This is a genomic window from Marinobacter sp. C1S70, assembly GCF_000475355.1.
Lineage (GTDB): Bacteria > Pseudomonadota > Gammaproteobacteria > Pseudomonadales > Oleiphilaceae > Marinobacter > Marinobacter nauticus.
The window spans coordinates 1-14,178 of record NZ_AXBW01000050.1; the positions used below are offsets into that span (position 1 = coordinate 1).

Annotated in this window: 10 protein-coding genes, 2 tRNA genes and 1 riboswitch; of the genes, 1 reads left to right on the forward strand and 11 read right to left on the reverse strand. The window is 53.1% G+C overall.

Annotation, left to right across the window (positions count from 1 at the left end; genetic code table 11):
• Nucleotides 1-7: 7 nt before the first annotated feature.
• The 11 genes from Q669_RS13935 to Q669_RS13975 form a co-directional block, all read right to left on the reverse strand.
• The gene (locus Q669_RS13935; protein WP_022992743.1) at nt 8-3,100 is read right to left on the reverse strand and encodes an AAA family ATPase; all 3,093 of its coding nucleotides are present in this window, start codon (nt 3,098-3,100) and stop codon (nt 8-10) included.
• Between the two features lie 26 nt (nt 3,101-3,126).
• On the reverse strand, nt 3,127-3,546 hold the full coding sequence (locus tag Q669_RS13940) for a hypothetical protein (RefSeq protein WP_022992744.1): 420 nt from the start codon (nt 3,544-3,546) through the stop codon (nt 3,127-3,129).
• Nucleotides 3,547-3,664: 118 nt separating this feature from the next.
• A complete protein-coding gene (locus Q669_RS13945) occupies nt 3,665-5,896 on the reverse strand; it encodes an ATP-binding cassette domain-containing protein (RefSeq protein WP_022992745.1) in 2,232 nt (743 codons plus the stop codon).
• A complete protein-coding gene (locus Q669_RS13950; RefSeq protein ID WP_022992746.1) occupies nt 5,896-9,468 on the reverse strand; it encodes an AAA family ATPase in 3,573 nt (1,190 codons plus the stop codon). The genes Q669_RS13945 and Q669_RS13950 overlap by 1 nt, the downstream gene beginning before the upstream one ends.
• Nucleotides 9,469-9,484: 16 nt before the next feature.
• Nucleotides 9,485-9,655, reverse strand: a complete 171-nt coding sequence (locus tag Q669_RS19645) for a hypothetical protein (protein WP_022992747.1) — start codon at nt 9,653-9,655, stop codon at nt 9,485-9,487.
• Entirely contained in the window at nt 9,655-10,659 is a 1,005-nt protein-coding gene (locus tag Q669_RS13955; protein WP_022992748.1) for a phage regulatory CII family protein, read from the reverse strand. The genes Q669_RS19645 and Q669_RS13955 overlap by 1 nt, the downstream gene beginning before the upstream one ends.
• An 8-nt stretch (nt 10,660-10,667) precedes the next feature.
• Nucleotides 10,668-11,168, reverse strand: coding sequence for a hypothetical protein (locus tag Q669_RS13960; protein WP_022992749.1), 501 nt, complete (start codon nt 11,166-11,168; stop codon nt 10,668-10,670).
• Between the two features lie 114 nt (nt 11,169-11,282).
• Nucleotides 11,283-11,372: a hypothetical protein gene (locus tag Q669_RS20145; RefSeq protein WP_413771512.1), complete on the reverse strand. Its 90-nt coding sequence runs from the start codon at nt 11,370-11,372 to the stop codon at nt 11,283-11,285.
• A 415-nt stretch (nt 11,373-11,787) separates the two neighbouring features.
• Nucleotides 11,788-11,861, reverse strand: a tRNA-Cys gene (locus Q669_RS13965).
• A 57-nt stretch (nt 11,862-11,918) separates the two neighbouring features.
• A tRNA-Gly gene (locus tag Q669_RS13970) sits at nt 11,919-11,994 on the reverse strand.
• A gap of 128 nt (nt 11,995-12,122) precedes the next feature.
• Entirely contained in the window at nt 12,123-12,866 is a 744-nt protein-coding gene (locus Q669_RS13975) for a murein L,D-transpeptidase catalytic domain family protein (protein ID WP_022992751.1), read from the reverse strand.
• A 164-nt stretch (nt 12,867-13,030) separates the two neighbouring features.
• Nucleotides 13,031-13,121: riboswitch (TPP riboswitch) on the forward strand.
• Nucleotides 13,122-13,169: 48 nt separating this feature from the next.
• Here Q669_RS13975 and thiB point away from each other — a divergent pair.
• Nucleotides 13,170-14,174, forward strand: a complete 1,005-nt coding sequence (thiB, locus tag Q669_RS13980; protein ID WP_022992752.1) for a thiamine ABC transporter substrate binding subunit — start codon at nt 13,170-13,172, stop codon at nt 14,172-14,174.
• Nucleotides 14,175-14,178: the final 4 nt, after the last annotated feature.

Genomic DNA, 14,178 nt, shown 5'->3' on the forward strand with positions numbered 1-14,178 from the left:
AGCGAAGTCACTGATTCAGGATTAAATTCGCCATGAAGAATGAAACTTTCCCCAAGTCATTTAAACTTCTTGCATAATCCCTTTTCCATGTTTCAGCATCATTGACGTAGCCATTAAAACAAATCTGCCTTTCTTCTTCATACAGCCTTAATGCTTTTTCAGGATGCCCTATTTTTCTCAACGCCGTGGCAAGGGTATTAATGTTTTGAGCATATACCTTGCTCCAGTCGCCTAATTTTTGAGTCTTTCCGAGCATTAGCTGATGCCAATACGCCGTAATTGACACGTTAAATCTTAACTTCTCAATTTCGGTTGCAGACTCGCCCGGAATCTCGAACTCGATCTCTTGACTCTGCTTTGTAAACCACGCATTTCCAATATGTGAGATTAGATCGAATAGCGCTTTCGCACTGACGTCTAATGTTTCAAGGTTGGGGTATGTGTTGTCCAATAGCCGGGTAAACTGCCCCAGTAGGAACTGTCGCAGCAGGCTGTGCTGATGGGCGTATTTGCCGATGTCTTCCTCCAGCCGCCGGATGATTTCATAGGCCCGCTCCAGTATTTCGTACTGGGCCGGCCCGAGGCTGCCCTGTGCTTTTGCCTGCAGTTCCTTGAGGAAAGGCGCCATGTCAGGGTGGTCCTGTGGCGAGAGCTGTTGCAGTTCATCCAGCACGTGCCTCACCAGGCCGCTCTCGAACGGGCTGCCCAGCAGGGCCGAGAACAGCAGGCTGTAGCGGGCCGCGCCACCGTGTTCCCCGAAGTGCTGTTCGATCAGGTGCAGACGTTCTTCCAGAATGGCGTAGGAGGCCAGGTTGAAGCGGGCACCGCCGGTGCCCTGCTCGCTGTCGATCAGGTAGCTGGCCTGGTAGGCGTCCGTCAGCTTTTTGAAGACGGCGTCCAGGGCCTGGGTGAGGTTGGTGCTCTCGGGTACTTTGAACCGGTAGCGGTCGGTCCCCTCCGGTTCGATCAATCGGGGCAGTTCGGCGTTGCGCCGGTAGAACTGGGGGTCGCTGATCACGTTCAGGGTTTCGATGGCGAACAGGGTGATGATGTCCGAGGCACCGGCCTCGCCGGCCAGGTTGCGGATGATGGCGGCGGCGAACGGCTCGGCCTGCTCGGCGGTGATGTTCCGGTAGGTCAGGCGGATCAGGTTGGCCAGCATGGGCTGGTCCATGCCCTTCAGGTCCAGGTGGCCGGCCAGTGTCAGGGGAGTGTTAAGACGCTCATCCGCGCTGAGCGTTGCGGCGTCAATTACACCCAGTTCGGCGAACAATGAGTTCCGAAAGCGGTTCAAGCCCTGGTGCACCCGGGATTCCGTCACGGCGGCGAAGCTGTCTGAGCCCCGGGCGGTGGCTATCACATACACCGGCAGGTTCGCCGGCCATTCGTTTACCAGGAATTCGGCGGTAAAGTCATCCATCCATTGCAGGTCGTCGATCAGCAGAATCATGGGCCGTGGTTTTTCAGCCCACTGGTCGTCTTCGGGCTGGCATTTGTGTGCCAGCTGGCTCATTTCGCTGAGCGCCCCGCGCAGCAGTTCGTATTGCTCTTTTTTCTGGTTGGCTTTGAAGGACTGGTCGAATTCCTCCTGGCGCAGGCTGCTCATTTCGTCCTGTTTTCTCAGGGATTGGACGTTGCGACCCACTTCCATCGCAGAATCTAAGTTCAACAGTTTGGAAATGAGGACGCCGAGCCTGCCCCGGGTGCGCTTTTTGGCCTCGGGGTCCTCAGACCTAGCATCGCTTATCGCGGCGCGCGACGCGTCGCCCAGTTTTTCACGGGTGCGGGCGAACCAACCGACGTTTTCCTCATATATCAGGTTCAGCCGGCGAAGCTCATCCACAATGGAGTTTTTGAGCGAAGCCAGGCCCGTGGCCTGCGCATTGTGCCCTGTCTGGTTGAGCATTCGGAGGATGGGAATGCTCAACCTGCCCGGATTAGCGGTATCAGAGCGAACCTGCTGGATGAAGCGGTTAGCGAGGGCGGTTTTACCGGTGCCTGGTTCGCCTTTGATAAGGGCCCAGGTCTGCATACCTTCACCGTCTAGCCCCTTAGAAATGTGATTCCAATCCTGCCAAAGGCTGCGGAGTTCGGCTTCTCGACCTACGAAGGTGCTGGCACGAACGGCCGGTATTGGAATATCGGAATCCAGCCGTTCAAGCAAGCTGTAGCGGGAGGCCATCATGCGCAGTCTTGAGATGGCTCGCAGCTTTTTTTCGGTGACTTTGTCTTCGCCTTCGTCGTGGGGTTGTCGACCAGAGAAGGTTAGCACCACGGTGATGCCTGCGGTTTGTGCCTTGCCCTCATCCGCTTCTTCATCATGGTTTAACTGTCGTAGATCCTTTTCTACTGCCACCAGCATCGCGAGCAAAGCCAGAGAGGCGTCATCCAATTGCGTAGGATCTTTAACCATGATGACTTTGGGGGCGCCCTGGGCGGTTGCCAGCAGCATTTCTAGAGCCAACTGCAGGATTTCGTGATTGGTGGCCTGTTCACTAAGCCGGGGCGCCAGCTCTTTCAGGCGCTTCCGGGCGGGCCTGGATAGATACAGTTCGTTATCTGAAGAGAAATACCCGGTCACCGCTTCCACGCCCGTTTCACCCGCGGCTTCCAGCAGATCGCCACTCTGCTCGGCCGCCGTTTCTACACCCTTCTCAAACGCAGAAGCTATGAAGTCTGATGCACTGCCTGTCCACTCGGCCAGGTAATCCATCATTTTCTCGGCACCTACACCCAAGCTCTCGCTAACCGCGTCACCAACACCACCGCCCAGAGACTGGCTGAGGCCAAAAACGGTGAGTTTTTTAAGGATTGCTCGCTTGTGCAGGTCATCAAACTCTTCATCGAGGCTATTAAGCAATGCCCCGAAAATGGATAAATGAGCTTGGTCTTGCGCTTCACCTACCATCAGAACGTTGGTTTTGCCGCTTTTCACCGCAACATCAAAAACCTTCGCACTGGCATTACAAACCGTTTTGAACGCATCGTCATTCTGACCGGACAAAGATTCCAGATCGCTTTGCAGAACCTCGATCAGCAGGGCCTGCTGCTTGGCTTTTGAAAGGTCTTTAATCAGGCTGGACAGACGGTTTTCTGACATGGGCACGCTCCGGCGTTTATTATCGATTAATCAGCTTGTGCGGTTTGGAAGTCGTCGTAATTAAGGGTTCTGGCAGCAGCAGCCACGATGTGATCAAGCTCAGGAACCTCCTCAAGAAAAGCTTTAACAAGCTCGAACATCACAACCCTGTCGTCCTGATTGCTCATAAAATTACGAGTGAACGATTGGAGATCTAATTCATTCAGCGGCTCAGACCTCTGGATCTTCTCCACCAGATTGAGGGCCGACTCTGAAATACCGGAACGTTCGATACCGTCTAAGTTAAACATCCAGTCTGCCGAGCCAAGAAAAGACTCCGGAACAAAGCCCCATTCCGAGTCGGGGTCTGGTATCGCAAACAGCGTGCAGTTCGATGTCTTCGCAACCCGAAGTGCCTCTGTAGCAAGGGCAAGTATTTGAGGTGGGTAATACTCTTGTTCACTCATGGGTTGTCCGTTTATCTGTCACTACGCTATGGGCGGCTAGAGGGCAAAGAGCGCATAATCGAAGGCTAACATTGGGCTATTGCTGAATCTTCGTGATAAATAACGATCCCTCACACCCTCACTCCGGCTTCTCCACACACACCGCAACCGCCCGGAAGTCCGTCACCGGATAGGCCGTAGCGATCTGATTATTCATCAGAACGTTGTCTTCGGGTATCGGGCGGTTGGCGTTACTCAAATCAAGAGCCCAAAGCACATCCCTACGGCCCCGATAATTGCTTCCGGTCCAATACACGGTTTGGGCGAGGTCTTGTGTTCGATTGAACAGTTCAGCAACAACGCTTGCTTCGGCGAGCGAACGGTTTTCACGAGCACAGAAGTTCTGTGCTTCATTGCCTGTCAAACTGGTGTGCGACAGGATGGCTTCACCTGCCGTGCGCTGCTGTGCCTGGGCATCGCCACTTTCTGAGGAGACAAGGGCTAGCCCATAAAGGCCCAATACAAGTGTTATCTTCGCGGCATTTCTGGCGCCCGTCCGGTTCCGGTAATCTTTTCGCACATCAATGACCGCCAGGCCAAAAAATAGAATGCCAAAGCCCAGAAGCACAACGCTGTTCACAATATAGGTTTCGGAACCATGAACCGTCTCTGGCAGCACCGCGTCGAGCCAGTCGGGGCTTTCCTGCCCCTTACCTTTAGCCAGAAAATCTCCCCGTTGCCGCAGGTCCATCTCAGAGACTTTAATATTCTTTTCCAGGTCGTGTTCATTGGCGTATTGGTAGTTCAGCGCCATCCCCCCTTCATATAACCAGGCTGCGGGCATAGGCTTCGCGAGCAGCGGCATCTGGCTGCCTTTGTCTTCCCAGAGGTAGATTTCCTCTCCCATGTTGGAAAACGGCAGAAGAGCTCCGCCCAAGACTATCTGTGGAATAAGCACCAGGGGTATCAGGTTGTAGGCGCTGATGGCGGTTTTTGCCCAGATGGATATAAACAGGCCAATTACGATGCTCAACACAATGGCCGAAAACATCACTCCAAGGTTCGGAAGGAAGTACGGCATTGCGTCCAGGGTATAAAAGGCAACACTGGTAAACAGCAACGCCTGCAGCGCGCCGAATCCGATGAGCACCAAAAACTTTGAGCAGAAATAGCTGGTCATGGAGAGGCCACGGAGTGACTCCCTGTAAAGCATGTCTCGGTCCCGGATTATCTCTCCCACACTGGAGACCATGCCAAGAAAGAAGCCGCTGATGATCATCATGAACAGAAACTGGCCAAACAGGGCGTTGTCCTGAAAGTTGTAACCCTGCCCCGGGGGCGAGTATTTGAAAACGACGGCAATCAAAAAACCGAGGAAAGGCGGCGCGGCATAGGTAAGGAGCTGACTGAGCTTGTCCCGAGCTTTGATTCGAACTTGGCGGGTTGTCAGTGCCCGAAAATCTTTCAGGCTTTCAAGGGGAGAACGGAGCAGCGGGACTTTTTCAAATGTCTCAGACTTTGATGGCCGACTTGCATTCAGAGGCCCCCGGATGTTCCCGGCATTCACCGCGTCCAGCAAGGCGTCAGGGAATAGTGAGTCACAAGCTGTACAGACAAGGTCTTTGAACTTCAGCCTTTCCTGATTGGCCTCGTAAATCTCTTTCAACGTGCCGGATGCCACACACTCACCGCGACCGCCAGCCCCCAGGGCTTTAAGCAGCAAAAGCTTATTGAAGAGCTGAAAAATGGCGCTGGAGGGTTGATGAATAATAACGATGACAATTTTGCCCTGTTCAACGGCCAGGTGCTTCAGATACCGCATTACCTCGAGGGAGTCCGAAGAGGACAGACCGCTGGTTGGCTCATCGATGATCAGCACAGTCGGGTCGTTGATCAGTTCCATGAGCAGGCTTGCTCGCTTTTTCTGGCCACCAGACAGCTCTGGGGGGCGTTTATTCGCAATTTCCGGGGAGAGGCTGGCTCTCTCTATTAGCTGATCAATCCGCTTATCAACTTCGCTGGCCGAAAGCTCCGAATCCACTGCAATGGTGTGAAAGTATCGGATGTTTTCCCGGACAGTCAGCTCATCGACGAGGATATCCTTCTGAGGCACAAATCCCACCTGATTCTTTACACAGGACAGCCCCTCATCAGTCACATCCTCGCCGTTGATGAATATTCTGCCTTTTCCCTTTTCAATGGTCAGTTTGCCGAGCAAGGCATTCAAAAGGGTGGATTTTCCACTACCGGATGGCCCCATAATGGCCATCATTTCGCCAGCGCTGACCGAGAAATTTATGTTATTGGTGATGTATTCCTGTTTGGCGTTGTAGCGGGCACTCATACCCTGACAGGTAATGCTTTTGATCATTAAGAAACATCCGGCAGCAGTTTTTGGATCTCGTCCTGGTCAAGGCTTTCCTTGAGGTAAAGGGTTTCAGCCAGGCTCTGTAGCTCAAGCTTGTGTGCTTCCAAAAGCCCTCGCGCCCTTTGCTCACACTCAACCAACCAAACCCGACAACGCGCCGTGCATAACGCCGCCAACGCTGGATCAGACCGAAGATCATCAGTGCTCAACGCCATGGGGCCTAGTTCGTCGTCTAGCCCCCACGCCATCACGGCATTGCGAACGTGAGCATTAGCCCGGCGAAGGTCGTGGCCAGCTCCGGCAGACATGCCCTTTTCACCAAGCAGCAAACGTTCGGCTTCACGTCCCGCCAGGGCGACCGTAACAGCCGCTTCGATTTCTGAGCGGGTCATGGACAATCCGCCCGCTGCGTTATTGGAATCCTCTCGATGTGCCACAAAACCCAAGCTGCCAGTTCTCGGCTGGATGGTGATGTAATCAATCCGTCGCCCCGGAAACTGATAATGAATCGCCAGCGCGTGGCCAGCTTCGTGGCAGGCAACGGCCCATTTTTCTTCACGCGCAAGAGACAAGTCCTCGCGCACGGTGCCATAAACCATCTGATAGATTGCGGATTCCAGATCGGCGACCGTCGGATCCCGGTTGTCACTATCTGCGAGATACACGGCCTGCCGGGTTGCGGCCTCTATGGCCGCTGCAGACTCTCCCTGAGTGCGGAGAACCAGTTGCTCAAGCATCTGCTCTGGCAAATCGATCTTCAGCTGCTTGGCCGATTTAACAAGTAAATGTTCTCGGGCCGGGGCATTGGGCAAATCGCAGATAATTACTTCATCCAGACGGCCCGGTCGCTTTAAGGCAGGGTCAAGCATCTCGGGAAAGTTCGTGGCCGCAAGAACCATCACAGGCCGCTCGTGGCCGCCAAAACCATCCATTTCAGACAACAGAGTGTTGATCAGGCCCTGGTGACTGGCACTGCTACCACGGGCAGCCGCAATGGCGTCAATCTCATCGAAGAAGATAATTGCCGGGGCCAGTTTTCGAGCGTTGGCGAAAAGCTGCCGGAGTTGAGCCTCTGCCACACCGATTCTTGGGCTTAAGAGTTCCGCTCCATTGATGCTGAAAAATGGCAGCCCGCACTCCCCCGCTGCAGCCCGAGCGAGAAATGTTTTCCCTGTTCCCGGCGGCCCTGCCAGCAGATATCCCGCTGGTGGTCTGAAGCCGAAACGGCGGACTCGTCCAGGCTGCTTCAACCACCCAAGTGCCCGTGAGATTTGCCGTACGCCTCGCTCATTGCCCACTACGGCGTCGAGTGTCAGGTCCGGTATTTCACCAAGGCCAAACATCTGGCCCTCAACGCCTGGCGCTAATATGGGTTCCAGGCGGACCATTGAAGGGGATGCCGTTACCAGTCGAGGCGTTTCGTTAATTCTCCAACTGAACAGTAACCGTTTACGCTCCCTAAGCAGACTGTGAATGAGCTTCGCGGTTTGTTGCTGTTCGAGGTGAGTTTCGACCGTTCGGAGCAGCGACGATGGGGAACCATCGTTGAAATGAACCACCGCGGTAACACCCTCGATGGCTCTTGCAGCCTGGATCGCATTTTGTGTACGGATATCGTCTTTCGGGTTCCTGCAGAACCCGATTATCGGCGTTTCAGGTTGGGTCTCCCGCAGGTTAAGGATTCGATGTAAACACTGAGTGGTTTTGTGTTGGCTGTCATCGTTATCGATGAAAAGATCGATTAATACCAGATCGAAACTACCTTCAGGCCTTTTCGGGTTGGCACCTACATGGGATTCAGGCTCCAACGAATCAATCTCTATTTGGGCATTAACCTTTTCGCTCAGCAGCCCCAGTGTCTTTTGGTCATCATCGACCAACAAAATGCGAGCTGGCGTTTTCAGGTCCCGCTCAGCCAGCATAGAGTCAAGTATTTCTCCAATCCCCTGAAATCCAGTTTGCCGGACCGCTTCAAAGGGCTCGTTTTCTGCCTCGGGCGTTGAGCCCTCAATCAGGCTCTTCATGCACTCCACCATATCCATTTCAGTTGCGGAGGCAGCCGTACGGGCAGACAAATCCGGTAAACGCTTCATTAACTGCATTGCCGCCAGCGCGGTCGTGCATGCCGGCAGCTGAATGGAATTGGTGCTCAATTCCTCACGCCGAGCATTCCAGACGGAGGTGTAGATACTCAGAAGTTTTTCGGGCTTTAATGGCTCGAACACCAAAAAGCGCCCTTTGGTGAGTCGATTGATGAATTCGGGCGACAGCCCATTAGATGAAGATTCACTCGGCTCTCTTTGTAGAAGTGCACCAAGGGTGGCGTTATCCAAAGTGCCAAGCACTTGTGACGCGCTGCGCCGGTCTGCAAGACGCTGGCTACCGAGGTTCGTGGTGAACAGGATAAAAGCCTGAGAAAAATCGACCCACTTTAGTGAGGCGCTGTCCTGGCAGTAGCCTCGATCAAGTACCCCCAGTAACGACTGAATGACTTCAGGCCGCGCCTTTTCAATTTCATCAAACAAAATAACGGACTTTGGATAATTTCGTACCTGGTCCGTCAACTCACCCAATGTTGCATCTGAATAGAAATGGGAACTTCCAAACAAAGCTGCGGAGGCTTTTTCGTCCGTAAATTGCTGCATATTAAAACGCAGAAATTTGAAGGCCTGCCCCTCTACCGCGCTTATTTCCTGGGCAAAAGTCTCCGCAAGTAACGTTTTTCCAGTTCCGGACTCGCCCATCAGGGTGAAAATACCGCGCGGCCCCGGCCCTGCGCTGAGAAGCGACTGAGCATAGCCATCGCAGATAGCTTCGAGGGCCCGGTTCTGTCCTTTAACAACTTCTCCAAGGGCAACCTTGAGCTGTCGTGACCGTTCCAGGTGAACCCCATAGTCGTCAGTTTCGAGGTTCTTCTCCCACCACTGTAGAATCACCCTTTCACTGTCTGCGCTTGCTAGAAATCCGAGGGTTTCCCGCATAAACTGCGGCAGAGCATCGGCCACTAATGCCCGTCCAAGTTTTTGAGCGAAATCCTGAAAAAATTCGTCAATGGAAACTTTGTCGTTTCTTTCCTGATATTCGTACCAACAGTATTTATCCTGGTCGCCAGGCGGCTTCCGCGTTACTGCTTGCTGGAGTTGGCGGCGAACCGCGAGTAATGGTGGGGTTTCAACTATCAATTTGGTGGGTCGATTATTAAAGCAAACTGAGAAGACCTGTCTCATGAATGGCAGCTGCAAAAGCGCCACGATTAAGACGGAGCTTGCCGCGGAATCTATATCGCGCAGCGCGGCACTGAAGTACCGAATTTCTTTATTGAATTCCCAGACAACCTCTCTTTTTTCTGCCAGATCCATTCGACGGGTCAATTCTTTCAAAGCCACACTCATAGGGAGAGTGATAGCGAACCTGAAGAAGGTTGCTATTTCTTCTTGTCCACGTCGATCGTCATCTTGCGGCTCATCAGAAACCTCAAGGAACGGATTGTCATCGGCGAAATCCTCTGGATCCAGAAAATCGAGCTCCTCATCCCATTCAATATCGTCTGAGCGATTTTTATTATCATCAGTCATCGGGATTCATGCCTCACTATTGCTTTTGTTTCGTTTTCTTCAAGTTGAGCCGATTCAACTCGTCCTTCAAGCGCTGCTCCTTGAAAGCCAGCATCAGGCTCTCATCTTTCTTACCGGCTAAACGGCACCACAGCCTTCTGATCTTCAATTTCCACAAGTCACTGCGTATGCTCTTCGGCCCGGCCATCAAAACTCCTCGTGTTTGGGGCGATAAGGCAAGGCACCGGAATTCATTACCAGGCTGACCTGCGCCTGATGCTCATCAACCAACTCCTGATATATTTCGCTCAGTTCTGCCTGGGTTATCTGTTGATCTCGAAGTGCATTACTGATTTTTTCTGCCGTGTCGGCCTGCCGAGACTCCAGCTGGGAATAGGACTGGATCAGATCCTGTCTTTCTGGCTGCCAATTCAGTAATGGGAGGGGCCCTAACCGATAGCCGAGACTTTTAGCAAATGCTTTTGCTACGCTCCGACTCTGATCCAGAAACAACAATTTGAGGAAGTTCGGAGCGGATAACTGGGAACAGCCATCGGACTCAAGGGCAGCGCTGAGTACACGATTAGATAGGCCTTGGAGACATGTTCCATGCTCCTTAAGGTTCTGCAGCTTTGCCTGAACACTGCTCTGGAGGATGTCATAGCGTTGACTCCAGTCTGCATCACCATTAACTAGCGAACCGCCCTGCCTGGCGAGGCACGCCTGCTCAAGCTTGAACAAAAGCGACAGGCTTTCACAAAAGTCTTCGTAGATTTCTCTGAGAAGAGATTGGCGGGCACCATCCACCGACTCTTTTGTTGTCCTGTTGATAACCGAAACAAGAAGATGCTGCGTCTCAGCTAATTCACCGTTGCGCTCACTGAAAGCCCCGAGCAGATCTGCCTGAGGATCTTCGGAAACCAGGGGCGAAGGCGCTATCAGTAAATCGAGCTGACGGCAGATCGAATGTAGTACAGGCTTGTTATTAATGAGATCCAGAACACCCCAGAACTCATCGAGCCTCAAATGATGAGTGTCAGTGGAAGGTGTAAGAGCATTTTGAAAAGAACCCGCAGAAGCTCTTACTGGCCGCCCTTCCTGCAACATATCCCGGTGCAGCGCCGCAGCCTTCCGACCACATGAGTTGAGCGCAGTTCTGAGCTCCAGAGATACCTGATAGTGCCATTCATCCAGCGTAGCCCAAGTAAGCATCAGCACACCTACTTAGTTCTGGGTAGAAGTTCGAATACCTGTTCTATGTACCTCCGCTCCGCATCCACTATTCGGCGGGCAAACATTTCGCCTGAACCCCTACCCATGTCAGCTGGACAAGTTGCGGCAATTTCCAAGCATGCCTGAAAAAGCTTTTCTCGCTGGTAGAGCGACTCGCTTTCCTCTTTGCCCGCATCGCTTCGTCCGCCCAATAGCTCACTAGCAACCTCAAAAAAAGGCGAGAGTGTCGTCGGATCGGGTTTTTGCGCGACAAATGTTCTGTCAAAAATGTCGATATCTGTCTGAGAGACGACTTCCATACCGCCTGCAAGTTCAGCGAGCGCGCGGCAGTGGTCCTGTATGATCACTTGGAGCTTTGCGCGCTCGGGGATCTGATTTCGACCATCTGCCCACATAACCTGAACAACAGGAAGAACCGGGGCAAGGTAGATCAACGAAGGCGGGAGGTCGTGTTGCGACAGCAACGCTGCAAAACGGGATTGTGGCATTCGAAAATTCCTTTTGTGAAACTGGCCAACCCTAATCGCTCTTGGTTAACAAAGGTTAACACTAGAGCAGATAGCCTCCGTTTCAAAGCTGAAATCCTGTTCTTTTTCAAAAAACTACAATTCGAATAAAAATATTGACCAACTCCCTTGCTGAAAACGATCGACCACCAGTACATCACCTTGATAGATGCCAGCATCAATCATGGACTCTCCCTGAACCCGCAGGCGGTGAGGTGTTGCACGCACATATCATTCGGGTCGATGGTTTTCTCTACATCGCCCTACGTTGGAGATGGGACGCCTGCAGATAACCTCTCCAAAAACATTGAAATGTTAAGTCGAGAGACGGATTCGTAGTCGCCAAGCAAAATGAAGGACATGCGGAAACATTACCTGGTGGTGCCACCCAAGCGCGCACGCTCGACGCTCACCTACATTGGCAAAGCCGCCAGCAAGTAACGCAGTTCGTCAGGAAGTTGAGTATCTGGAGGGATGAAAACGAGGTTTCGGCGTCTCGGATAGACCGGTTTCGAGCCTCGAGAAGTTTTCGGAGAATTTTCTGAGTGCAGAATGCAACTAAACTGGATGGCTGCAAACCGTTGTAAACACTGGGAAAAAATGGAGGCGCGGGTCGGAATCGAACCGGCGTACACGGAGTTGCAGTCCGCTGCATAACCACTCTGCCACCGCGCCGGGGAAGCCTGGATTCTGGCTTTTGCTCTCAGGAGGCATTGAGAGACTTGGAGAAATTGGAGCGGGAAACGAGATTCGAACTCGCGACCCCAACCTTGGCAAGGTTGTGCTCTACCAACTGAGCTATTCCCGCTCTAATGTTTCAGAGGCATTGCCTCGTCAACGGCTGCGTATTCTACGGATTCCGCCTTCGCCGTCAACACCTTTTTTTCAACTTTCTGTTTTTACTGAAAATCTGCACAAAGTTTAGCCAGCAACGATTCAGGATCGATCCCCAGCCACCGCTGTGGTACTTCGCGCACCAGCCAGCTGCCCGGCGGAATCGCAGTTCAGGTAACTGGAGGACTGGAGCCATTCCTGATCGGGATAGTATTTAAACACCAGCTGTCCGCCCTTGAGCTCGTCTACCACGGTTTTGATGATTTGATTGTCTACCGCCGGGCAGCCATGACTACGGCCGATTCTGCCGTACTTTGTTACCCAGCTGTCCTGAACGTAGTCTGCACCATGGATAACAATCGCCCGCTGACGAGCAAGATCGTTGAAACCCGGTTCCAGTCCGTCAAGGCGTAACGAATAGCCATGGGACCCCCGATAGGATTCGGCGGCTTTGAACAGGCCGATACTGGACTGGTGACTGCCCTCGATATTGGAAAATGCGGTTGCCTCAGCATTACCGGAGTTTTTACCGTGAGCCACGAGGTCACGAAGGATTAATTCTCCTTCGTTCAGATCAAACAGCCACAGCCTTTCTTTCGAGGACGGCAAAGAGAAGTCGATCACAGCCAGCCGCTCCGGCATGGCTGTGCCATTGCTGATGGCGCAACGGGTTGCCTTGAGTGCGGCTTCGAGAACCTGCGGGCTGAGCTTGGGAGCCGCGGAAGCCAAACGTCCAAACATATCATCGTTCGCGGTTTGGGCGTGGCCTGCGGCCGACAACCCGAGGGTAAAAAGCGCGCCTGCAACCAGAGCAGAAATTCCTCGTCGTTTGTGATGCTTGGGCATCAAACTTACCTCTCAACCAGATAGAAGCTGCATAAATCCGCAGATCAAAAAATGCCCTATTCTACCAATAAAAAATGAGACACCCGTCATCGCCGTACAAAAATTAAACAAGCAGTAATCAAACATACGAATTCCGGGGTGTGGCTCCGGCGTGATAGCATTGGCTCAACTCAACGGGGTGCCTGGAGGGCTGAGACCATACCCGCGGAACCTGACCCGGTTAATACCGGCGTAGGGATTGAGTCACCACCTTTCGTGGTGTTCGCGGCATGGCACCCCCGCTACTGAACAAGGTGCCAATGTATGATTTCACGCTTGATTCCCGCGTTGTTCGCCGTGTCGCTGCCGCTGATGGTTGCCGCCGATGAACCTACCGTCCTGAATGTGTATACCCATCCCTCCTTTGCCGCCGAATGGGGCCCGGGGCCCGCGGTTAAAGAGGCGTTTGAAGCCCAATGCGGGTGCTCCCTGAACTACACCGTATTGGACAGCGGCGGAGACATTCTGCAAAGGCTCCGGCTGGAAGGAAGCTCCACTCCGGCAGATGTGGTTCTGGGGCTGGATACCGGCACCATGGAGACCGCTCGGCAAACCGGCCTTCTGGGCCGCCACGGCCAATCACTGGAACGCCTGGCATTGCCTGTTAACTGGGACGACGACACTTTCGTGCCCTACGACTGGGGCTATTTTGCCTTTGTCTACGATACCGAGCAGTTGTCGGAGCCGCCCTCAAGCCTTGAAGAACTGGTCAACGCGCCAGACGATCTCAAGATCATTATTCAGGATCCGCGCACCAGCACACCGGGACTCGGCCTGTTGCTCTGGATGCATGCCGTCTATGGTGATGAAGCGCCAGCAAAGTGGCAGCAGCTCAGCGACAAGATTCTCGCAACCACCCAAAGCTGGAGTGACGGTTATTTCTCGCTATTCATGAATGGCGAAGCGCCTATGATCCTCTCTTACAGCACCTCTCCTGCGTATCACATGGCTATCGACAAAACTGCCCGTTATCAGGCGGCCCGTTTCAATGAAGGACATTACCTGCAGGTGGAAGTCGCCGCCCTGGTCGAAAGCTCCGATAACAAGACACTTGCCAGAGAGTTTCTGGACTTCATGCTGACCGCGGACTTCCAGCGTCATATTCCACTGAAGAATGTGATGTATCCGGCGGTCGATCTTGGCGATGAATTGCCAGACGTTTTCGACAAGCTGATTACACCACCCGAAGCCCTGTATATAGACCCCGCGACAGTTGCCACCATTCGCCGACAGTTGGTGAACGACTGGCTTGATGCACTGACCGACTGAAGTG

Excerpts from the sequence above, each read along its gene's own strand:
- Q669_RS13935 (WP_022992743.1), bottom strand. The coding sequence starts at position 3,100 with ATGTCAGAAAACCGTCTGTCCAGCCTGATTAAAGACCTTTCAAAAGCC.
- Q669_RS13940 (WP_022992744.1), bottom strand. The coding sequence starts at position 3,546 with ATGAGTGAACAAGAGTATTACCCACCTCAAATACTTGCCCTTGCTACA.
- Q669_RS13945 (WP_022992745.1), bottom strand. The coding sequence starts at position 5,896 with ATGATCAAAAGCATTACCTGTCAGGGTATGAGTGCCCGCTACAACGCC.
- Q669_RS13950 (WP_022992746.1), bottom strand. The coding sequence starts at position 9,468 with ATGACTGATGATAATAAAAATCGCTCAGACGATATTGAATGGGATGAG.
- Q669_RS19645 (WP_022992747.1), bottom strand. The coding sequence starts at position 9,655 with ATGGCCGGGCCGAAGAGCATACGCAGTGACTTGTGGAAATTGAAGATC.
- Q669_RS13955 (WP_022992748.1), bottom strand. The coding sequence starts at position 10,659 with ATGCTTACTTGGGCTACGCTGGATGAATGGCACTATCAGGTATCTCTG.
- Q669_RS13960 (WP_022992749.1), bottom strand. The coding sequence starts at position 11,168 with ATGCCACAATCCCGTTTTGCAGCGTTGCTGTCGCAACACGACCTCCCG.
- Q669_RS20145 (WP_413771512.1), bottom strand. The coding sequence starts at position 11,372 with ATGATTGATGCTGGCATCTATCAAGGTGATGTACTGGTGGTCGATCGT.
- Q669_RS13975 (WP_022992751.1), bottom strand. The coding sequence starts at position 12,866 with ATGCCCAAGCATCACAAACGACGAGGAATTTCTGCTCTGGTTGCAGGC.
- thiB (WP_022992752.1), top strand. The coding sequence starts at position 13,170 with ATGATTTCACGCTTGATTCCCGCGTTGTTCGCCGTGTCGCTGCCGCTG.